A 20,935-nucleotide genomic window follows, 5' to 3' on the forward strand; every position below is an offset into this window, starting at 1 on the left:
CTCCCTTATTTATTCAACTCTTCCAGTTTGACAGCGAGAACCTTGCCGATTTGAGCCAGAGGTTCCGGCTGACATAAATCTTTATGACGGCAGTCGATGTCGATTTGTTCAATCTGTCCGCTAATATAAGGCTTCCAAGAGTCGGGTTCAATCGGGGCAAACCATTCAGGAATGATTGTTGATCTGAAAAACAAAACATTTCCATGGAAGGTTTTCGGCTTATAGGAACCTAAAATGCCGACAGAATTGACATACGTATTCTTCAAATTTAAAATGACCGTTTCATCCAGGCTCGCAAGCGCACTGCCGTCACGGCGAAGAATCTCAATCGCCGCTTCAAAATCTAGCGGTTTGTCCCCTAAGCTGTCTGGATCGTACCCGCCTAACGCCAGAAGGGCAATAAGCGCTTCCTCATCATCCGGCGCCTCTTTTATAGGAAGGAAGTGGTTCGGATAGGCGTCCAGCATCACCAACAGGGATACTTCTTCTCCTTGATTTTGCAGCTGGGTAGCCATCGCTTGAACGACATTCCCGCCCAGGGACCAGCCCAGCAGATGGTATGGGCCTTTTGGCTGGACCGTTCGGATTTGTTTAATGTAATCGGCAGCCATGTCATCAAGTGTTTTCGGAAGCTCCTCGCGCTGCCCGATTCCCCGTGCCTGCAAGCCGTAGATTGGATAATCTGTTCCTATATTGGTCATCAAACCGGCATAACACCAGCTGAGCCCCCCTGCCGGATGAACACAGAATAAAGGAGGCTTGTCTCCGCTTGTTCGGAGCGGCAGCAGAACGTCAAGAGCGCTTTGGCTTGATCCCATTTCAAGTCTTTCAGCGAGCCCGGCTACAGTAGGTGCTTCGAACAAGTTGCCGATGCTGAGTTCAACGCCGAGCGCTTCACGAATGCGGCTCATGAGCTGTACAGCAAGCAAGGAATGTCCGCCTAAATCAAAGAAACGGTCATCAATGCCGACACGCGGCAAGTGAAGCACCTCCATAAAGAGGTCACAGAGAATTTCTTCCTGCGGCGTTCTCGGTCCTCGCCCTGTCACTGCCGCTGCGAAATCCGGAGCGGGCAGTGCTTTACGATCAAGCTTTCCATTCGGTGTCAGCGGCAATTCTTTCATCGTCACAAAGGCAGCAGGCACCATGTAATCCGGCAGTCTCTCCGCAGCATATTTGCGCAGTTCCGCCGTATCAAATGTTTCTTCCGAAGGGATGACATAAGCTGCCAACCGTTTATCTCCCGGCTGATCCTCACGAACGATCACTGCCGCATCTTCAAGCTGCGGATGCTGAACAAGCGCGGCTTCAATTTCTCCCAATTCAATCCGGAATCCCCGAATTTTCACTTGATGGTCTGCACGTCCTACATAGTCGAGAGAACCGTTAGCGCGGAGGCGGGCCACATCCCCAGTGCGGTACATCCGGGTGCCTGGAGGACCGAACGGATCAGCTATGAAGCGTTCAGATGTTAAACCAGGCCGGCCTAGATAACCTCGTGCTAACCCCGCTCCTGATACATACAGCTCTCCGGCAACACCCGGCGGAACCGGCTGCAGGCGTTCATCCAGCACGTATACACCAAGATCGGGAATGCCGCAGCCGATCAAGCTGTTTGCCCGTAAAGCTGCCATGCTTCGGTCTAATTCAATATAGCTCACATGCACCGTCGTTTCTGTAATACCATACATATTGATAAGCTGCGGTCTATTTTCAGGGTGGCGGTTGTACCAATCCTCTAAACGGCTGAGTTCAAGCGCTTCTCCGCCAAAAATGACATAGCGCAGACTGAGTGCCTGTCCGAGATCCGGCTGTTCCCGTTCCGCCTGCATAAACTGATAGAAAGCAGACGGTGTCTGGTTCAGAACAGTCACCCCCTCTTTGACAAGCAGGCGCAGAAACGCTTCTGGCGATCTGCTGACGTGGTGAGGCACGATTACAAGACGTCCGCCATGCAGCAGAGGACCCCAGATCTCCCACACCGAAAAATCAAACGCATAGGAATGGAACATGGTCCAGATATCATCTGAGCTGAAACGGAACCAGTGCTCGGTCGCTGCAAATAAACGTGTTACATTTTGGTGAGGAATCATCACACCTTTTGGAACACCTGTTGAGCCGGATGTATAAATGACATACGCCGTATTCAAAGGCGAAAGCGGCTGAGTCCTATCCTTATTTTTTGGATTCTCTGCAGGGTACGTGTTTAGTTTCTCTGCCAGCTCGGGATCATCCAGCACGATTTTCGGCACGTTTTCAACTGGCGGAATGTGATTTGCAGCTTTAGTGTTCGTCATGATAAACGCAGGCTGTGCATCTTTTAGCATAAAAGCAATTCGATCAGCCGGATAATCCGGATCAAGAGGGAGATAAGCTGCCCCGGCCTTTAGCACCGCCAATAGGCCGACAGCCATTTCCAACGATCGGGGCAGTGCCAATGCCACAAATTGCTCCGGCCCGACACCTTCACTAATCAGCATTCGGGCAAGCCGGTTTGCTCTTTCATTCAGCTCTGCATAGCTCAGTGCCTGATCTTCATATACAACGGCAATGGCATCAGGACGTAAAGCTGCCTGCTTCTCAAACTGCTCTGGCAAACATGCGTGTGGAATCTTTTCAGATACACTTTGCCAATCAGTCACCATGCTGCTGCGTTCCTCTGGCGCAAGAATATCCAGATTTCCGATTTGCTCGTCAGGATCAGACTCGGCAGTCTCCAACAGGCGCATCAATCGGTCAGCAAGAGCCTGAGCAGTTTCCCGCTTGAAAAGATCAGTGCTGTATTCAAGCAGTCCTTCCATTCCGTTTGGTGTCCCGTCAGCAAGGCGATCTTCACTGATTTCCAGCGTCAAATCAAACTTAGCAGAACCGACACTGTTGATTCGCAGGCTGCTCTCCATATCAGGAAGATGCAGTTCAGCGTCCGGTGTATTTTGGAACGCAAGCATGATTTGGAATAAAGGATGCGTCGCACGCGAACGAGCCGGATTGAGCACTTCTACAAGTCTCTCAAACGGCAGATCCTGATTGTCATAGGCGGCCAGATTCACTTCCCGTACTCTGTCTAGAAGCTCACGAAAGCTTGGGTCACCGGACGTATCAGTTCTGAGCACCAATGTATTAATGAACAGCCCTACAAGATCGCCCAGCGCATCATCATTCCGTCCCGCGATCGGACTGCCGATCGGAATGTCGGTGCCCGCCCCGAGCCTTGTCAATAAAGCGGCGAGACCGGATTGAAGCACCATAAACAGGCTCACCCTATTTGCGCGAGCCAGCTCCTGCAATCGCTTGTGAAGCTCGGGCTCAATACGAAAATGAATCGTATCTCCATCATGACTCGGCTCAGCCGGACGTGAATAATCGGTTGGCAGTTCAAGCTGATCAGGCAGGTTTTTCAAGGTTTCTTTCCAGAAAGCAAGCTGTCCGGCAATCAAGCTATTTGGATCATCCTCGTTTCCAAGCAGTTCTTGCTGCCAAAGCGCATAGTCTGCATACTGCACAGCAAGAGGCGCCCATTCGGGAGATCGTCCGTGGCAGCGAGCCGCATAAGCCGTCCCAAGGTCTCGGGTCAGCGGTGTTAAGGACCAGCCGTCCCCGACAATATGATGGACGAGAAGAAGTAGCACGTACTCGTCAGGACCGATCACAAAAAGCTCGGCACGAAAAGCAGGTTCAGCTGCAAGATCAAAGCTGTAGCGTACAGCTTCGGCAAGCCGATCAGAAAGCTCCTTCTCAGCAATTTCAGTAACATGTAACTCGGGACAGGCTTGATCGGCATCTAAAATATGCTGATAGGATGTCCCCTGTGATTCAGGGAAGATCGTCCGAAGACTTTCATGACGGCGGACGAGGTCATAAAGTGCCGCTTTCAGCAATCCTTGATCCAACTCACCTGACAAACGGACAGCAACCGGAATATTATAAGTAGGACTCGGTCCTTCCAGACAATGCAGGAACCATAGCCGGCGCTGGGCAAATGAGAGCGGGATCTTTTCAGGCCGCTCAGCTCTCTGCAAAGCGGGACGTGCACTCTGCGCCAAATCAAGATGGGCAGCGAGTCCGGCTACTGTCGGTTCGTCAAAGAGCTTGGCGATACCAAGTTCGGCTCCCATTACCTCGCGAATGCGGCTCATCAGACGGGCTGCAAGAAGAGAATGGCCCCCAAGCTCGAAGAAACTGTCATCGATACCGACGCGTGCCAAACCGAGAACCTCTGCAAACAAGTCACACAATATCTCTTCCTGAGGAGTCCGCGGGGCCCGATCACTGACAGATGTGCTGAAGTCTGGTGCCGGCAGTGCTTTCCGGTCAAGCTTGCCATTAGGTGTTAACGGCAGCTCGTCCATCTCCACAAACGCCGACGGTACCATATAATCAGGAAGACTGGCCCCCATATAACGACGAAGCTCTGCAGTATCAATAGCAGCATCAGCGACTACATAAGCCGCCAATCGTTTGTCTCCCGGCTGATCTTCCCGTACGACAACCGCGGCCTGTTCAATGTGCGGGTGATTGGCAAGCACGGCATCAATTTCTCCAAGTTCAATTCGGAATCCGCGAATTTTGATTTGATGATCCGCCCGCCCGATATAATCCAAAGACCCATCGGCGCGCCAGCGGGCCTGGTCTCCGGTCCGATACATCCGAGTTCCCGGCGGTCCGTATGGATCTGCAACGAAGCGCTCCGCCGTTAAATCAGGACGATGGAAATAACCTCTGGCCAAGCCGGTGCCTGCAATATAAAGCTCTCCGACAACGCCCGGCGGCACCGGCTGCAATCCATTATCAAGCACATACACCTGCGTGTTCCAAATCGGTTTCCCAATCGGAGGAACGCCCTTCAGCCCTTCTTCAAGAAAAGCTGCGGCAGACCAAATCGTTGTTTCAGTGGGACCGTATAAGTTCGTGACTGAACAATGAAGGTCTTGAAGCGCCTGCAAAAGACCGCTCGGCAGCGCCTCGCCTCCTACAAGCACTCTAAGCCCCCGAAGTTTCTCAGGTTCACTCGTTACCAAAGCGTGCCACAGTGTCGGTGTCGCCTGCATAATGTTAATATCGAAATTTTCAATCATTTGAGCTAATGCCTGCGGCTCACGGATCGTTTCTTTCTTTGCGATCACGATTTGCGCTCCGCTAATCAGCGGAAGATATAACTCCAATGCTGAAATATCAAAAGCGACAGTCGTCACAGCCAACAGCCTGTCTTCTTCTCCTAGAGAAAATGCCTCCTGCATAGACAGCAGAAAATTGCTTAAGCTTTTCTGTGTCACAACGACTCCCTTCGGTCTTCCTGTTGATCCTGAGGTATAGATGATATACGCAGGATGGTCAAGCGAAACCGATACATCCTGATTTTCCGGCGAATAGCGTTTTATAATCTCCTGTGTAACAGCCTGATCAAGCACAAGCTCAGGTACAGCCAGGTCATCAGGCAGACTGGCTGCTATTTCCTCAGTCGTTATGATGCATGAAGGTTTCGCATCCTCCAGCATGTAAGAAATGCGGTCGGCTGGAAACTCCGGATCAAGGGGGAGATACGCCGCACCAGTCTTGAGCACACCAAGCATTGAAGCCACCATCTCAGGGGAACGCGGCAGCACCAAAGCGACAAATTGCTCCGGACCAATCCCTTTTTCGATCAACAGACGCGCGAGGCGGTTTGCCTCTTCATTGAGCTTTCGATAGTTGACTTGAATGTCATCACACATGAGAGCGATACGTTCTGGCGTAAGAACTGCCTGCTTTTCGAACATGTCCTGAAGGCTGAACAGCTTCTCGGATATTGCCGTCTCATTCCATTTAGAAATGACTTTTTCTTTCTCCTCTGGCAACAGAAGCTCCAATTGCCCAATCAGCATGTCCTCTCCGGCAGAAGCCGTTTGCAGCAGCTGCAGGATACGCTGCTGATGAAGCTTAATATCAGACTCACTGTATACCTCGGGATTCGCATCAACATCAATTCGCAGCCCGCTGCCGTCTGTTCTGTCATATACATTGATTGATAGATCATCAACAGGACCGGCTGAAAGATTATGCGTTGTGCCCCGGGCGCCGGCAAAGTCGAGACCGTAATCAAACGGCATAAGATTGATTTGAGGGCCAAATAATCTATGATTTTCTCCTATCAATTTCAGATCGCGCCGAAGCTCTTCATGGCGATACTTATGATGTCGCCGAATGCTGTGGATTTCCCGGGAAATTTGCTGAATCAGTTCAGAAAAGCTCATCGAAGAGCTTACCGTCAGCCGGAGCGGGAGAAGGTTCATCACCATAGCCGGTACATTCAGTGACGCGGACCCTATCCGACCCATCATGGGCAGGCCAAGCACAACATCCTCAGAGCCGGTCATACGGTGCACATAAACAGCTGACACCGCAATCATAACTTCATGCCAGCTTCCTGAGAAATAGCGAGCCGCTTCTTTTAACGCGTTTACATCAGACGGAGGCAGATATGCCGTATGACGAAGAAAACTGTTAGATGTTCTCGGCGCCCGATCAGCCAAGCTCACAACTTCAGGTGCATCTGCAAAACGGTCCAGCCAGAATTGACGATCCTTCTCATACTGCTCTGATCCGCGATAATCTGTATCCTCCTCCAAAATGGCCTGGAGAGACCCAAAGGAACGGCCTTTAGCTGTTTGTCCTTTTATAAGCGCAGTATATGTACTTGCCACACGCTGGGCTATCAGGGAAAAACCGAAGCCGTCGATCGCTATATGGTGAATGCGCTGATACCAAAAGAAACGATCAGGCCCGGCAATAAACAGAGCTTCATTGAACAAAGGGTCATACCCTAAATCAACCGGCTTTGCTAAATCAGCTTTCATCCAGTTTAATGCTGTTTTTTCCGGATCAGGCTCAGAGCTGACGTCAATGACGTGCAGCTGTACATCCGGAGACGGGTTTATCATCTGCCAAGGCCCGTTTATATTTTCACCGAAGCGGACATGCAGCGATTCCGCTTCCTTGATCACGTGCCGCAAAGCTTCTTCAAAAAGAGCAATATTGATTGGTCCATTGATTTCTATATATTCCGCTGTATTGTAGATTGGATTGTCCGGATCAAGCTGCTGAGCAAACCATATGCCAGTTTGCGCCCCGGTCAAAGAATATTGAAGATCTTTTGTATCAGGCATCCGTTTGTTTACCCTCCTTTTATAAATAATCCGCGTTTGGCAGCACTTGCTGGCTGCGGGTTGTGAGCAATTTCTGCCATTCTTCGATCGTTGGGCGTTCAGCCAATTCCACGAAAGTCACCTCTGCCCCTTCACGGCGCCATTGTTCCACCAATGTCATGATCCTTACCGAATCAAGACCACGATCGAGCAAATCCTCTTGATCTGTGATGTCTTCCGGTGTTTCTTGTAGAAGCTCAGCAATTTGTTTACGGATATTCTCACATGTAAACACGTTCTTTTTGCCAGTGTTTGCTGACGTTTTTTGAACGTCTGCCGGCGCATTCTGCAGCTGATCAAGAAGACTGTCAGTCATCACGGTAAACGCACAGCGTCCAGCCGCATATTCCAGCGCCATTTGATGTTTTTCTAATGAAAAATCAGCAACTGCATCTCCCACAAAAAAGGCTTTAATATCCTCCATAAATGCTTCACATGCTGTAACAAGACAGCCGATATGGGCGTAAATTCCTGTAATGATCAGCTGATCGCGTCCCTCTTTGCGCATCATTTCAAGCAGATTCGTTCTCTTAAACGCGCTGTATCTCCATTTTGTCAGCACAAGATCATCATCCTCTGGTGCCAGCTCGGTTATAATTTTCTCCTCATAAGGACCGCTGTTTAATCCCGGGCCCCAAAAGTCTGTCAGCAGCGCACGGTCATCCGGATTTTGGCTTCCCGGCTGTGCGGTATAGACAACAGGAATCCCAAGCTGAACACATTGATTCTTCAGCTTTCGTATATTCGCTGAAAGCTCTATTACCGGAGACGCTCCCGCTGTGAAAGCATCGACAAAATAGTTTTGCATATCGTGTATTAACAAGACAGCCCGATTCGGATCAGGCACCCATGATACTTTGTTTTGCGGCATATCAGATGCTGTCGGCATTTGATACGGCTGAATGGCAGGTATAGCCATATGAACACTTCCTCTCAAATTGTTGATTTATTTTTTTGACCCTGCAAGAAGTTTCTCGGAAATGGCTTCACGAAGAGCCTTTTTGCTTACCTTTCCTACCCCTGTCTGCGGAAAGGATTCGACAAATTCAACTCGGTCAGGGATTTTATATGCCGCCAGTCCGCGCTCTCTCAAAAATGCTTTGAGCTCTGCGGCTTTTGGGGCTTCATCCCGGGGAATAATGAACACACAAGATCTTTCGCCAAGAAATTGATCAGGCATGGAGACCATTGCCGCATCATGGACAGCCGGATGCGCCAGCAGATGATTTTCCACCTCTTCAGCCGCAACCTTTTCTCCTCCACGGTTAATTTGATCCTTCGCCCGGCCTTCAACGACAATATACCCGTCTCGTGTCAGCCTGACGATATCACCCGTACGGTAAAAACCGTCCTCAGTAAATGAAGCGGCGTTATGCTCTTCTGCCTTATAGTAACCTCGAATTGTATACGGCCCCCGCGTCAGCAGATGGCCTGTTTCACCAGGTTTTACGTCGCGATCATGATCATCCCAAACACGCACTTCATCATATGGAGACAACGGTTTTCCTTGGGTGTTGACAATGATCTCCTCAGGATCATCCAATCTCGTATAATTGACGAGACCCTCTGCCATTCCGAACACCTGCTGCAGCGTGCAGCCGAAAACAGCTTTTACCCTGCGCGCGGCTTCAGCACTAAACTTGGCACCGCCGACCTGCAGCACTTGAAGGCTGGATAAATCATCACGGCGTGAGGATGCCGCATCCATCCATACCATCGCAAGAGGCGGAACAAGAGCGGTTATCGTGACCTTTTCCCGTTCAATTAAAGGAAATGCGTCATCTGGACTTGGAGAAGGAGATAATACCACTCTTCCTCCAGCGTATAATACGCCGAGAACGCCGGGTGAGCTCAGCGGATAATTGTGTGCCATCGGCAGCGCGGCCAAGTACACCGTGCTGTGGTCGAGCCAGCAGACCTCCACACTCCGCTTCAGGCTGTATATGTAGTCATCGTGGGTCCTCGGAATCAGTTTCGATAGCCCGGTGCTCCCGCCAGAAAGCTGGAGGAACGCCACATCCGATGATTTGACTTCAGGCAGTTTTACAGTTTCTGCATGCAAATCCTCCAGCGGTAAAAATTCCTCTGCCTCACCTGCGACAATGATGTTTTTCAAAGTCGGCAGCTTGCTTTGAACCTGTCTGGCAAGCGAACGGTAGTCAAAACCGGAATAAGCGTCGGGAATGATATATGCAGCCGCTTCAGCAAACTCGCAAAAATATGTAATTTCACTGCTTCGATGAGAAGGCAGTGCGAAGACTGGAAGCGCCCCCAGACGGAAAAGCGCGAAAATGACTTCAAAAAACTCTTTGATATTTGGCAACTGCACCACAACACGATCCATCTGTTGAATGCCGAGCTTTTGAAATCCGGCAGCCAGGCGATCAGCCCTTGTGTCAAGCTCTCGATAGCTCCAATGGGTGTTTCCGCATGTAATGGCAATGCGATCACCATATTTGGCTGCCCGGTCCCTTAACAAATCTCCAAACGTCTCACCGGCCCAGCAGCCGTTCTTTCGATAGGTCTCAGCTAACTCATCAGGCCAAGGCGTAAATCCTTTCAGCATGTTGTATCCCTCCAGCAATTCATTCTGTTCATATGTGATCCACGCCCATTGCCCGCAGCATTGTCCGAAACTTTGCGGACGTCTCCTGAAGCTCGTCCTCAGGCTTTGAACCGGCCACAACACCAGCTCCAGCATACAGGCGGAGTGAGCGTTCTTCTGCTTCTGCACAACGGATGGTCACGATCCATTCTCCGTCACCGGCATCGTCACACCATCCGACCATGCCGGTAAAGAAACCGCGGTCAAATGGTTCAATGCTGAGAATCGCTTCTCTTGCAAGATCAGTCGGTGTTCCGCAGACGGCTGGCGTCGGGTGGAGCGCCGCCGCCAATTCAAGTGCGGTTACAGACGGATCGGAAAGCTCTCCCTTAATCACGCTGGACAGGTGCCACATCGTTTCCGTTTTGATCAGTGAAGGCTTCTCCGGAACCTCCAGCGTCCGGCAGAAAGGTCTCAGCGCTGCCGCAACCGCGTCAGCGACAACCGCGTGCTCATGAAGATCCTTTGCGGAAGAAAGCAATTCAGCTGCCCGGCGCTGGTCTTCAACAGGATCATTACTGCGCGGCCTTGAGCCGGCTAATGGGTTGGAAACGACCTGTGTTCCCATCCTTGAAACGAGAAGCTCCGGACTTGCTCCGAGCAATGTTCGGCGGGGAGACGTTTCCTCCTGACTGGACACGTCTGCGGCAAACGTGTAGCCATGCGTGTTATGCTGAGCCAGATGGCGAAGCAATTCATCCGTCTGAATCGGTTCAGGCGATGTCAAATGCAGTGATCTGGACAGGACGATTTTGCTGAGTGTTCCATCGGCAATGCGCGCCAGCCCTTGTTCAACACCATTTTTATAATCCTCAGGTTCAGGAACAGGCTTTATGTGGTATGTATGCCCAGCCTGCTGTTCCTTTTCCTCATGATCAAATTGAAGCGGTCCTGACCAGCGCACTTCTTCAGGTACAACGAGCCGCGCTGGTTTTACTTGATCAAAAGGAACGGCCCCGACAACAAGCGGCCGGCTTTGCCCTGATTGTTTTGTCTGACGCAGCGTCTCTGCAATTCGGCCAGAAAGGGTTTCCATTTGGTTTTGCCCGTCTGCCTCCGGTACGATTTCACATATGCCTTTCGCTAACAGTACACGATGAGGAGACGCTAAGAAAAAGGCGCCCGGCTGATATTCATGAAGCAAATGCTCCGCTTTTGTTTCTGTTATAACGTTTTGATCCAACATTCTCATGAACCTCCTTTAAATTCAGTTACACGCCTAAGGTCGCGCCACCATCTACGCATAAATTATGCATCGTAATATGCCCTGCCTGGCCAGAAACCAAAAAGAGCACCGCATCCGCAATATCCGAAGGCTTGGCTAGTTTTTTGAGCGGGATCCCTGTTTTAAATGTCTCAAGTGATCCTTTTATGACTTGCTCCGCTCCATTCTCGTCGGCCCATAATGACCACTGCATGTCTGTTTCCGTTGATCCGGGAGATACAATGTTGCAGCGAATATTGTATTCTGCAAGCTCAAGGCCAAGGCATTTCGTAAACATCACAGCCGCAGCCTTTGAAGACGCATATGCCGCCATAGATGTTCTTGGTACACCGGCAGCATTCGATCCGACTGTTACAATCGAACCCGATCTTCGGTCCATCATATATTTGCTGACTGAACGCGAGGCGTTAAATACGCCAGTCGAATTCACTGAGAACGTCGCCTCCCATTCCTCATCGCTAAGCGAATGGATCAGTCCCGGGCGAAGGACACCCGCTACATTCACTAAAATATCAATCGGCCCCATTTCACGTTCGATGCGCGCCGTGATCTCATCAATCGCTGCGCTGTCTCTCACATCCGCAGGAAAAGCTTCTGCATGGCGGCCTTCTGCTTTGAGGCTGCTCACAACCTTTTCCAGCTTTTCAGGATTATAATCAACTGCCGCAATATGTGCGCCTTGACTGGCAAGCGTCCGCGCAACAGCTTCGCCTATTCCTTGGGCAGCCCCTGTTATAAAAGCAATTTTTCCCTCTATACTCTTTGCATTCATATCATCAATTCCTTTCTTCGCTCTAAATGCCGAACAGACATCCAGCGCAAAAGACTGCTGCGCCTTGAAAAACGCAATCTATTGATAATGATTATCATTATCAATTATAAAAATAATCATATCCAAATGTCATGTGACAGTCAAATATAATTTCAGTGACAAATATTTTTTAAAGGCAAGGCTGAGTATGTCTCAGCCCATTGAAAGATGCGGTCCGTCAGGGTGAAGCGCAAAACGCAGCGCCCGGCTGACCAAAACAGGAAGAACTGAAATATGTCCTTCTCCTGAAAACTCGCAAAATTCCGCCCGTATGCCTTGTTCAGATAAAACGGCCAGCCGCTCATAAAGCTCCCTCGCATTGTCGTTCATCCGGCTTTTATGATGCTGCTCCAATTCTCCTGCGGCAAGCAGGATATTGATAGGCTGATTGTTTGTCTTGGTGAGAGAGACGAAATGGTCCGTTTTCTCGAGAATAAACGGTTTATTCCAATGAATGGACGGACTTCCCGCGATATACGTTTGAAACGCATCGGGCTTTGTTAGCAGCACCTGCAGCACGAAAAGCCCTCCGAGCGAATGGCCAAAGATTGTTTGTCTTTTTTTATCAATCTGGTAATCTCGTTCTATCTCCGGTTTTAAATCCTCTTCAATAAATCTGAAAAAGCCCTCCGCTCCGCCATGCTCCGGCCATTCTCTGCCGTCGGGCCTTTCCGGCAGCTTCGATTGGGCTGTTGGCATTGTAAAATCCCGGTGGCGTGCTGAGGAGAACGGCTCCGCTGTCTCATAGCCAATGCCGACGATCACTGCAGGGATCACCCCGGTTTTTTCGGGTCGGCGTCCCTGTATTCGAACGGCTTCCGTCATCGTTCCGAAGACAGAATTGGCATCCAGCAGATAAATCACAGGATAACCAGCGGGTGGCGGCGGCGTACTAGGTTTCGAGATAAAAATGTGATAGGTACGGTTTTCATTGCGTGAAGACATCATACGCACTTCCGTACCAGGAATCGTAAATGCGTTTGATGTCCCGCCATTTGTCCGGTCTGTTGTTTGTTCTTTCATGCAGTACGACATTCCTCTCCTTAAACTAAACCGCAATGTATGATAATGATTTTCACTATCAACTAGACACCTCAAATAATAGGTTTTCTTCCAAAGAAAGTCAACTTTTTCCCGAATAAAAAAGGCACCTTGATCAAATAAGGTACCTGCAGACTATCAATATGGAAGTAAAAACCTAATAAAGATGCGTATTGTCCTATTTGAAATAGAACCTTAATCCCATGTAAACCTTTGATTTTGCCAAGGGTCGCCTCTCATGTGATAGCCATTCCGCTCCCAAAAGCCAGGGTGATTTTCTTTCGTAAATTGGATGCCGCGCAGCCACTTGGCGCTTTTCCAAAAATACAGATGCGGAAATACACCCCGCAGCGGAAAGCCGTGTTCAGGGGTTAAAGGTTCGCCATTATGCGCATAAGCCAGAAGGGAAGTTTCCGCTAAGAAATCATCAAGCGGCAGATTGGTCGTCCAGCCCTCTTCAGCATGTAAAATGACGTAGCCCGCTTCTTCTTTTACACCCGCTTTTTCCGCTATATCACAAGCCCGCACGCCTTGCCACACATTATCAAGCCTTGACCATCCCGTGACGCAATGAATGTCGTTTTTCGATTCATACCGTGGAAAGGCTTTGACATCTTCAAAGCTTAGCAGCATCGGATGGTCAACCAAACCGTATACTTGAAGATTCCATTTCGTCATATCTTCGTAATATGGGACATCTCCGGTATGAAGCACAGGAAATGAAGTGGTGACGTTTTGATTTGGCGGCACTCTTCCAGATTGATCGGACTGTCTTGTTTTTCCGAAATACATATGGGCCTCCTTTTTGTTAACCTAAATTAAAATCATGTTGACAATCTTTTTGTTCTTTATTACTCTATGATTGTGTATGTCAACCTAAGGGGGAACAATGATGAAACAACGTAAACTTCGTGCGGGAGATATGGCGCTGATTGGCATGTTCACCGCACTTATGGCTGTCGGGGCCAACATTACATCAGTAGCACCCTTTTTACAAGTAGCCGGCATTCCGCTTTCGATGCAGCCGTTTTTCTGTCTCTTGGCAGCTTTGCTTCTTGGCAGCAAACGGGCAGCGATTGCCATGATTGTATATGCACTTGTCGGATTGGCCGGAGCGCCTGTGTTTGCTCAATTTTCAGCAGGCTTCGCACCGTTTGCAGGGAAAAGCGGCGGGTTTATTATCTCATACATTCCGGCAGCATTTGCAGCGGGATGGTTTTTAGAACGAAACATTCAGCCAAGTAAAATTCAATTTCTCATTGCTTCACTTATCGGAACGGCGATCATGTATCTCATCGGCACTACCTATATGTATCTTGCACTGAAGCTGTGGATTCATACGCCAGTGAGCTACGGCACGGCTTGGGGCTTTATGATTTGGTTTATGGTAAAAGATACAGCGCTGGCTGTGATACTGTCGTTTATCGCACCAGCAATCTACCGCTCTATTCATAAAGCAACCGGCTTTAACAGAAATCACATATCATCTACGTAAAAACCGTTCTATTGGACGGTTTTTTTATCATAACGAGAAAAGGCTCCCCAGTAAAGGGGAGCCTTTTTCCTATAAAACAAGCGCTGCAATCCAGCCAAAGATGACAAGCGGAATATTATAATATATAAATGTCGGCACACAAGTATCCCAAATGTGGTGATGCTGGCCGTCCGCACTCAAACCTGAAGTCGGTCCAAGCGTACTGTCACTGGCAGGCGAACCGGCATCGCCGAGGGCAGCAGCAGCTCCGATAATCGCAATCGTTGCCATCGGGCTGAATCCAAGCTGCATGCATAGAGGCACGAAAATGGTTGTGATAACAGGAATGGTCGCAAAAGAAGATCCGATCCCCATTGTAATTAATAAGCCGACAATGAGCATCAGCAATGCGCCCAAGGACTGACTGTGTCCGATAAAACCAGCTGACGTTTTGACCAGTGACTCGACATCTCCGGTTTTCGTCAATACGTTTGAAAATCCGGCTGCAACAAGCATGACAAAGCCGATAAAGGCCATTAAAACCATTCCATCAGTAATCAGTGAGTCCGCTTCATCACGCTTCATCACACCGCTGACAAACAGAACAATCAGACCAGCGAGCGCCCCCATAATCATTCCTTCTACTCCCAAAGTCTGAGATAAGTAAAGCTGGACGCCGAGTGACACAACAATGGCTAGAACCGCGATACCAATGCTTTTTCTCGTATATGGCGATGCTTCTGCACCTGAAATGTCTTTTGTTTCATATTGTTTCGGTTTACGGTATACGATCACTGATAAAATAAGGCCGACAACCATACCTGCAACTGGAATAATCAGTGCGTACGGAATGTCAGCAAGCGGAACGTTTAACCCGGCATCCGCCATATTGTCCTTCAGCATGCCTTGGAAGATTTGGCCGAAACCCACCGGAAGCAAAATATAAGGAGCCGTTAAGCCAAATGTAATTACACACGCGATCAGACGGCGGTCCATTTCAAGTTCATTAAAGATTTTCAAAAGCGGCGGAATCAGCACCGGGATAAACGCGATGTGAACCGGAACGACGTTTTGCGAAAAACAAGATACAATTAAAATAATCAGCACAATCAGCACCTTAGACAGTGCTTTTTTTCGAGAATCTTCTTTATTTCCGATTAATTTAACGGAGGCTTCCACCATTGCGTCCGGAAGACCCGTTTTCGTCAAAGCGGCGGCAAACGCGCCAAGCATGGCATAGCTAACTGCAACGGTGGCATTTCCGCCGAGACCGTCTGTGAAAGCTTTAACCGTTTCGCCAAGACCGAGCCCGCCTGTTAACCCGCCGGCCAAGGCGCCTATAATTAATGCGATAACAATATTGACACGCAGCAGGCTTAATACAAGCATAAGCAGGACTGCGATGACGACTGCATTCATGATGATACCCCTCCAAAAATCCTTTAGTTTGCTAATGTAGTAGATAAATAAAGCACGAACGTATCGTATCATAACCGATCCACTTTAGTCAACTAAAGATTTCGGAAGAAAAAATTCCTGCCGCATCATACAGCAGGGATTTTTCATTACTCGTTTTTATCTTCTTCCAATGTAAATCGCTCCGCAAGTGTAGCCAGTGTTCTTGCCATAACGCCAGTAGCCCCGGCCGGCCCGAAGCAGGTTGCTTTATTGGCAGTCGCTGTTCCTGCAATATCAAGGTGAACCCAAGGTGTTGACTCAGCGAATTCACCAAGAAACGTTCCTGCCATAATCGCATGTCCCTCGCGTCCCGGTGAATTGTTGAGATCCGCCATTTGGCTGCTTTTCACGCGTTTTTTATCCTTCTCTGTTATCGGCAGCTGCCAGATTGCCTCGCCGCACTCCTGTGCAGCATCAGCTACCTGCTGGTAAAAGCTTTGATCATTTGTCATTGCACCGGTTGTTTCAGTTCCTAATGCCACAACGACGCCGCCGGTAAGCGTAGCTACATCGACAAGAACTGACGCGCCATGCTGTTTCGCGTATGTAATGCCATCTGCAAGCACTAGCCTTCCTTCAGCATCCGTATTAAGGATTTCTATTGTTTTTCCGCTTAAAGATACGATCACGTCATCCGGCTTCATGGCCCCGCCGGAGATCATATTATCGGTTGATGGAATAACGCACAGCACGTTTTGCTCAGGACGAAGCTCTCCGATCGTTTCCATAGCCCCGAGAACCGCAGCTGCTCCTCCCATATCTGATTTCATGCCGACAATTCCAGATTTCGTTTTAATGGAGTAGCCGCCTGTGTCAAAGGTAATTCCTTTCCCGACTAGTCCGACGACGTCTTCCCATTCCTTTTTGCCCTGATATTTCAACACAATCATTTTCGGCGGTTCGGTGGAGCCTTGGTTTACCGCAAGTATTCCGCCCATACCGAGCTCTTCCATCTCTGATTTCTCCAATATCTCACACTCAAAATCATATTTCGCCGCAAGCTCTTCAGCATACGAAGCGAGGTCAGTCGCTGTCAGCATGTTTCCCGGCATATTCACAAGCGTTCTAGCCGAATTTGTCCCTTGTCCGTATGCCTGGCCGACGCGAAGCCCTGCCTGCACTTCCTGTGTATCTTCATCTGTTACAACATACACGGCTTCAATTTGTTTGTCAGGCTCATTTGATTTGTGCTTATAATCCTGCACCTCATAGGAAGCAAGCAGGCAGCTCTCAGCTAAAGCATGAGCGGCATCGGCTGGAGGCACGTCTTCCGAAATAAACGTATCAAGCAGGACAGCAGTTTCTTGTTTTCGATCTTTATGAATGGCTTGAAAAACATGAGCAAAACGTTCCTTCGCCTGTTCAAACGAATAATTTGCTTCTCTCCCCAGGCCAACGAAATAAATCCGTTTCATACCCGCAGAAGATGGAGGGAATACTTTTGATACTTGATTCGGTTTCGCAGAGACATCACCCTCTTTTAAAAGCTGTGTCAGATGGCCTTCGAGCATTTCATCAATTTCCAGCGCTTTTCCTGTCAGCTGGCTTTTTTGAAAAAGCCCGACCACAAGGGTTTCTGTATGCTCTGATTGTTGAACCGCATAAAACATGAGGCTTACACTCCTAACGTAATGGGTATTTGAAATGAACAATGGTATAATAGGAAAAACATTCTTTCCACTATACTTATTTTAACAAACAACAGTCTAAGACTTGCTTTTTTCTTTTGAAACACGAAGGATTTTTCAAATAGAAAGGATGTCGCCGATGGAACTTTTAACGAATTTTCCTTTATTATCAAGCCTGGCCGCAATTATTTTTGCTCAGGTCATCAAAGTGCCCATACAGTTTATCGTGTCCAGAAAACTGGACTGGTCGCTGGTCACAAGCACAGGCGGCATGCCCAGCTCTCACTCCGCAGCGGTCACTGCACTTTCAACAGGCGTAGCCTTGGAGCATGGATTAGACTCCTCACTCTTTGCGGTTTCCGCCATTTTCGCCGTCATAACCATGTTTGACGCAACTGGCGTCAGACGTCACGCCGGTGAGCAGGCAACAGTCATTAATAAGCTTGTTATTGATTTTAACCGTTTCGTAAATGAAGCGAAGGACTTCCCTAAGGCTGCAGAGAAAGAAAAGCAAAAAAAGCTGAAAGAGCTTCTCGGACATCAGCCGATCGAAGTCTTTTTCGGAGGACTAACAGGTATTTTACTGACATTGGCACTCGCTTACTTTTTCATGTAAAAAAACGCTCCTGCTTTCGCTGGAGCGTTTTATTCTTTCACAGTTTTATATTGATTTCTGAACACTTGCAAAGATTTTGTTTCATTGAGCTTCTCAAGCTCATCCTCGGTAATCTTTCCCGTTCCCTTTTTAATCACATATACATCAAGGGTTTTTTTGCCCCATTCATTGTATACATCTTTGACTGTCTCAAAGTACAGATCAAGGCGGTTTCCCTTAATAGCTGATCCTGTGTCGGCCACAACTCCGAGACCGTAGTTCGGAATGAATAAAATTGTTCCGATCGGGAAAACGGACGGGTCAGCAGCAACCGTGGAATATAAATCCCGTTTCACTTTCACACCTGAATATGTAAGCCCGTATAATGGATCACCGGGATTTTTGCCCGTCGACTCAGCTCCTGCTGTGTAGCCTGTTGCTGTTACTCTTTGGACTGGATATTCATCCCAATCAAATGCCTCTTCTAACGGTTTTGTTTTATCCTCAGCCGCGGACGTGGTTTGTGTTTGTTTCTGCTGCAATGCTTTTAATGTCAGTCCTGCATGCTTCAAGTGCTTTTCCTGATGTTCCTGCACCCATTTTGACAAGTCCTTCGCTTCGATTCCTGACACTGATAAAAATGTCGTGCCAAATGCAAGCAGAAATAAACAGGTCATCAGCAAACGTCTGATCATATTCAACATCATTCACCTCTCCTCCGAATCATTGTTCCCAAGCGGAGAGAGCATTATTCAAAATGATGAATGAGCGAACATACAAAAAAAGCTTTCTATAGAAGAAAGCGGCAGTTAAAACATTTGATATCCTCTTTTTCTGAGCATATTGATCGCTATCCCTGACACAATGGCGCCGGCCAAACCGCTGGCTAAAATCAGCACATCGGCAGCCGCTAATGATAAGACACGATGAAACAGGCTGGCAAAGGATTCTCCCGGCGACTGGACATAGCTGACCAGCTTTTCTTTGCTGATAATGAAAAGGCATACAACCGGATAAATCACAGCCATAATCCAAGACATTCTCAGCAGCATGTTTAATAAAAAACCGATTCCAAAAAACAAAACAAAAAACAAAACAATTGAGATGATTACGACTGGCAGACTAATCAACCTATTCCACCCCCTCTGCGTTGCTTTTAGTGTAACGCGGGGGTGGAAATAAAGTCAACGTCTGGAAAAAGAATGACTGTCTTTTCCTGTCCCCTGGCAAGACGGACAAGTCTCTGAACCGCCGAGAATCAATTGAAAATATCCTTTTCCTGAGCAAAATGGGCATGCATGTGAAGCGGTTGTCGTTGCAGTTTTCATCTGATCATCACCCTTTTTCTTAATTTTCTGATAATATAACATATCAGGCTGTCAACAATAAAGTCAGATCATGTGACAAATTTTTTCATGTAAGCGGAAACATACTTATTTTCCTCTCGTTCTCTTTTTATTTTGGCGTTTTTTAATAAAGAAAACCCGCTTCCGCGGGTTTTTAGAAAAACTTGAACTTGCCTTTTTTCAGTGTCAGTCCGAGTCCGCCAATCATAAACAACGAGCGGTTATCAATGACTTTTTTCATAAACGAAGCCGGCGTGCCTTTCAGCTTTCTGCCATAAACAACCCCAACCGCGTTATGCTCGCCAAGAGAAGCCACTGTTCCCTTAATGTCCGGCTTGAATTCCTCAAGCTCTCCGCCTTTAATAAGCCTGCCAAGGTTTTTAGCGACTGTTACGCCCTGCTGCATGGCAATTTGCGCAGTTGGCGGATACGGACGCTCTGTATCTTCATTCATAAACAGCGAGCTGTCACCGAGAATAAAGACATTGTCATGTCCTGGGGCGCGAAGATCAGGGTTGACTTTCACCCGGCCGCGCATATTTTCAAAACCAGCTTCCTCCACAATCGGATGGCCGCGGACACCTGCCGCCCATACAACGGTTTGCGATTTGATCTGCTCTGGTTCCTCATCTTTTTTGCCGACTCTGACTCCTTCTGGTGTACATTCTTGTACAGCCGTGCCGATCTTGAACTCAACTCCGTTTTCCTCAAGATAATGTACGGCATAGTCAACAAGTTCCGGATCAAAGCCCGGCAAAACGGTCGGCGCTGCTTCCACACAAACGATGCGGACAAGACTTCTGTCAACGTCATATTCCTTACAGAGCTCCGGCACGCGAGCAGCCAGTTCGCCAAGAAATTCAATTCCCGTAAATCCGGCACCGCCAACAACGATCGTTAACCTGTCCGGCCGTTTTTCCGCTTCCGTATTGTAAGTCGCAAACTGCAGCTCAATATGTTCCCGCAGCAGGCGCGACGTGTTGATGTTGGCAATCGGAAACGCATATTCTTTTAAGCCTTTAATGCCGAACGTTTCAGGCACGGCGCCGAGCCCGATGACTAAATAATCGTACTGCAGTTCTCCATTCGCAAGCACAACTTTTTTATCATCAATTTTGATTGCCTTTACGGTATCCTGTACAAAATTAACCCGTGACTGGTTGATTACATCTTTTATCTGATAACGGCAGCGGTCATGATGGAGCGTACCCGCGCTCGCTTCATGCATCCATGTTGTTTCATAATGATAATTGTGTTTATTTACAAGCGTAATGTCAGCATCATTCGGCCCGACATACTTCGTCAGCCTTGTCACCGTCATCAATCCGCCATATCCTGCACCTAAAATCACGATTTTGGGCTTATTCAATGCCATCACATCCACCTTCTCTTTTTTTGCTTTTGTTAGACCCATAATAAAATCATCATTTGTGTTAGCTTCAGCTTATTGGCGGGATTTTATGAAATATATTGAAAAGTTTTTTGTGAAGTCCTTACCCATAGCACTATTATCATGTTTATCCGGCTGGCCCAAGAAACATTCAGAAAAAGATCATTTCATTTGGTTATTA

General features: G+C 48.3%; 15 protein-coding genes. 2 read left to right on the forward strand and 13 right to left on the reverse strand.

The features are described from left to right. Positions 1-5: 5 nt before the first annotated feature. From dhbF to MHB62_RS16580, 7 genes are all read right to left on the reverse strand, one after another. The gene (gene dhbF, locus MHB62_RS16550; protein ID WP_019712934.1) at positions 6-7,142 is read right to left on the reverse strand and encodes a non-ribosomal peptide synthetase DhbF; all 7,137 of its coding nucleotides are present in this window, start codon (positions 7,140-7,142) and stop codon (positions 6-8) included. A 19-nt stretch (positions 7,143-7,161) separates the two neighbouring features. Next, positions 7,162-8,100, reverse strand: a complete 939-nt coding sequence (locus tag MHB62_RS16555) for an isochorismatase (protein WP_019712935.1) — start codon at positions 8,098-8,100, stop codon at positions 7,162-7,164. Positions 8,101-8,127: 27 nt separating this feature from the next. Continuing rightward, positions 8,128-9,747 carry a (2,3-dihydroxybenzoyl)adenylate synthase gene (locus tag MHB62_RS16560; RefSeq protein WP_032722446.1) on the reverse strand — a complete coding sequence of 540 codons (1,620 nt, stop codon included), beginning with the start codon at positions 9,745-9,747 and terminating at the stop codon, positions 8,128-8,130. A gap of 28 nt (positions 9,748-9,775) precedes the next feature. Then, positions 9,776-10,972 carry an isochorismate synthase DhbC gene (gene dhbC, locus MHB62_RS16565; RefSeq protein WP_019712937.1) on the reverse strand — a complete coding sequence of 399 codons (1,197 nt, stop codon included), beginning with the start codon at positions 10,970-10,972 and terminating at the stop codon, positions 9,776-9,778. A 25-nt stretch (positions 10,973-10,997) separates the two neighbouring features. Further along, positions 10,998-11,783: a 2,3-dihydro-2,3-dihydroxybenzoate dehydrogenase gene (locus MHB62_RS16570; RefSeq protein WP_014480725.1), complete on the reverse strand. Its 786-nt coding sequence runs from the start codon at positions 11,781-11,783 to the stop codon at positions 10,998-11,000. A 192-nt stretch (positions 11,784-11,975) separates the two neighbouring features. Beyond that, positions 11,976-12,845, reverse strand: a complete 870-nt coding sequence (gene besA / locus MHB62_RS16575; protein WP_032722448.1) for a ferri-bacillibactin esterase BesA — start codon at positions 12,843-12,845, stop codon at positions 11,976-11,978. A gap of 213 nt (positions 12,846-13,058) precedes the next feature. Further along, on the reverse strand, positions 13,059-13,655 hold the full coding sequence (locus tag MHB62_RS16580; RefSeq protein WP_003228739.1) for a sulfite oxidase-like oxidoreductase: 597 nt from the start codon (positions 13,653-13,655) through the stop codon (positions 13,059-13,061). A 100-nt stretch (positions 13,656-13,755) separates the two neighbouring features. On the opposite strand from MHB62_RS16580, the gene MHB62_RS16585 reads away from it, so the two are divergent. Continuing rightward, complete coding sequence (locus tag MHB62_RS16585) at positions 13,756-14,358, forward strand: biotin transporter BioY (protein ID WP_019712939.1); 603 nt, start codon at positions 13,756-13,758, stop codon at positions 14,356-14,358. 69 nt (positions 14,359-14,427) lie between these two features. Here the strand turns inward: MHB62_RS16585 and MHB62_RS16590 are convergent, their stop codons facing one another. Together MHB62_RS16590 and MHB62_RS16595 are read right to left on the reverse strand one after the other, a co-directional pair. Next, a complete protein-coding gene (locus tag MHB62_RS16590; RefSeq protein WP_019712940.1) occupies positions 14,428-15,756 on the reverse strand; it encodes a Na+/H+ antiporter family protein in 1,329 nt (442 codons plus the stop codon). A 146-nt stretch (positions 15,757-15,902) separates the two neighbouring features. Continuing rightward, the gene (locus MHB62_RS16595; RefSeq protein WP_015251314.1) at positions 15,903-17,405 is read right to left on the reverse strand and encodes a leucyl aminopeptidase; all 1,503 of its coding nucleotides are present in this window, start codon (positions 17,403-17,405) and stop codon (positions 15,903-15,905) included. 157 nt (positions 17,406-17,562) lie between these two features. Between MHB62_RS16595 and MHB62_RS16600 the strand changes: the two genes are divergently transcribed. Further along, on the forward strand, positions 17,563-18,039 hold the full coding sequence (locus MHB62_RS16600; RefSeq protein ID WP_003228732.1) for a divergent PAP2 family protein: 477 nt from the start codon (positions 17,563-17,565) through the stop codon (positions 18,037-18,039). Positions 18,040-18,068: 29 nt separating this feature from the next. Here the strand turns inward: MHB62_RS16600 and spsC are convergent, their stop codons facing one another. The 4 genes from spsC to MHB62_RS16620 form a co-directional block, all read right to left on the reverse strand. Continuing rightward, complete coding sequence (gene spsC, locus MHB62_RS16605) at positions 18,069-18,725, reverse strand: stationary phase survival protein SpsC (RefSeq protein ID WP_072175151.1); 657 nt, start codon at positions 18,723-18,725, stop codon at positions 18,069-18,071. A gap of 102 nt (positions 18,726-18,827) precedes the next feature. Further along, positions 18,828-19,148 (reverse strand): YuiB family protein, encoded by a 321-nt coding sequence (locus MHB62_RS16610; RefSeq protein ID WP_014665226.1) that lies wholly within the window; start codon positions 19,146-19,148, stop codon positions 18,828-18,830. 54 nt (positions 19,149-19,202) lie between these two features. Beyond that, the gene (locus MHB62_RS16615) at positions 19,203-19,346 is read right to left on the reverse strand and encodes a YuiA family protein (protein ID WP_015714640.1); all 144 of its coding nucleotides are present in this window, start codon (positions 19,344-19,346) and stop codon (positions 19,203-19,205) included. A gap of 172 nt (positions 19,347-19,518) precedes the next feature. Beyond that, positions 19,519-20,739, reverse strand: a complete 1,221-nt coding sequence (locus MHB62_RS16620; RefSeq protein ID WP_032722833.1) for an NAD(P)/FAD-dependent oxidoreductase — start codon at positions 20,737-20,739, stop codon at positions 19,519-19,521. Between the last annotated feature and the right edge of the window lie 196 nt (positions 20,740-20,935).

It is taken from the genome of Bacillus sp. FSL K6-0255 (assembly GCF_045040725.1).
Classification (GTDB): Bacteria; Bacillota; Bacilli; order Bacillales; family Bacillaceae; genus Bacillus; species Bacillus subtilis.

Coding starts and splice junctions, on each gene's coding strand:
- dhbF (WP_019712934.1), bottom strand. CDS start 7,142: ATGCCTGATACAAAAGATCTTCAATATTCTTTGACCGGGGCGCAAACT.
- MHB62_RS16560 (WP_032722446.1), bottom strand. CDS start 9,747: ATGCTGAAAGGATTTACGCCTTGGCCTGATGAGTTAGCTGAGACCTAT.
- MHB62_RS16615 (WP_015714640.1), bottom strand. CDS start 19,346: ATGAAAACTGCAACGACAACCGCTTCACATGCATGCCCATTTTGCTCA.
- MHB62_RS16590 (WP_019712940.1), bottom strand. CDS start 15,756: ATGAATGCAGTCGTCATCGCAGTCCTGCTTATGCTTGTATTAAGCCTG.
- MHB62_RS16620 (WP_032722833.1), bottom strand. CDS start 20,739: ATGGCATTGAATAAGCCCAAAATCGTGATTTTAGGTGCAGGATATGGC.
- MHB62_RS16600 (WP_003228732.1), top strand. CDS start 17,563: ATGGAACTTTTAACGAATTTTCCTTTATTATCAAGCCTGGCCGCAATT.
- besA (WP_032722448.1), bottom strand. CDS start 12,845: ATGAAAGAACAAACAACAGACCGGACAAATGGCGGGACATCAAACGCA.
- dhbC (WP_019712937.1), bottom strand. CDS start 10,972: ATGTTGGATCAAAACGTTATAACAGAAACAAAAGCGGAGCATTTGCTT.
- spsC (WP_072175151.1), bottom strand. CDS start 18,725: ATGATGTTGAATATGATCAGACGTTTGCTGATGACCTGTTTATTTCTG.
- MHB62_RS16580 (WP_003228739.1), bottom strand. CDS start 13,655: ATGTATTTCGGAAAAACAAGACAGTCCGATCAATCTGGAAGAGTGCCG.
- MHB62_RS16555 (WP_019712935.1), bottom strand. CDS start 8,100: ATGGCTATACCTGCCATTCAGCCGTATCAAATGCCGACAGCATCTGAT.
- MHB62_RS16570 (WP_014480725.1), bottom strand. CDS start 11,783: ATGAATGCAAAGAGTATAGAGGGAAAAATTGCTTTTATAACAGGGGCT.
- MHB62_RS16595 (WP_015251314.1), bottom strand. CDS start 17,405: ATGTTTTATGCGGTTCAACAATCAGAGCATACAGAAACCCTTGTGGTC.
- MHB62_RS16585 (WP_019712939.1), top strand. CDS start 13,756: ATGAAACAACGTAAACTTCGTGCGGGAGATATGGCGCTGATTGGCATG.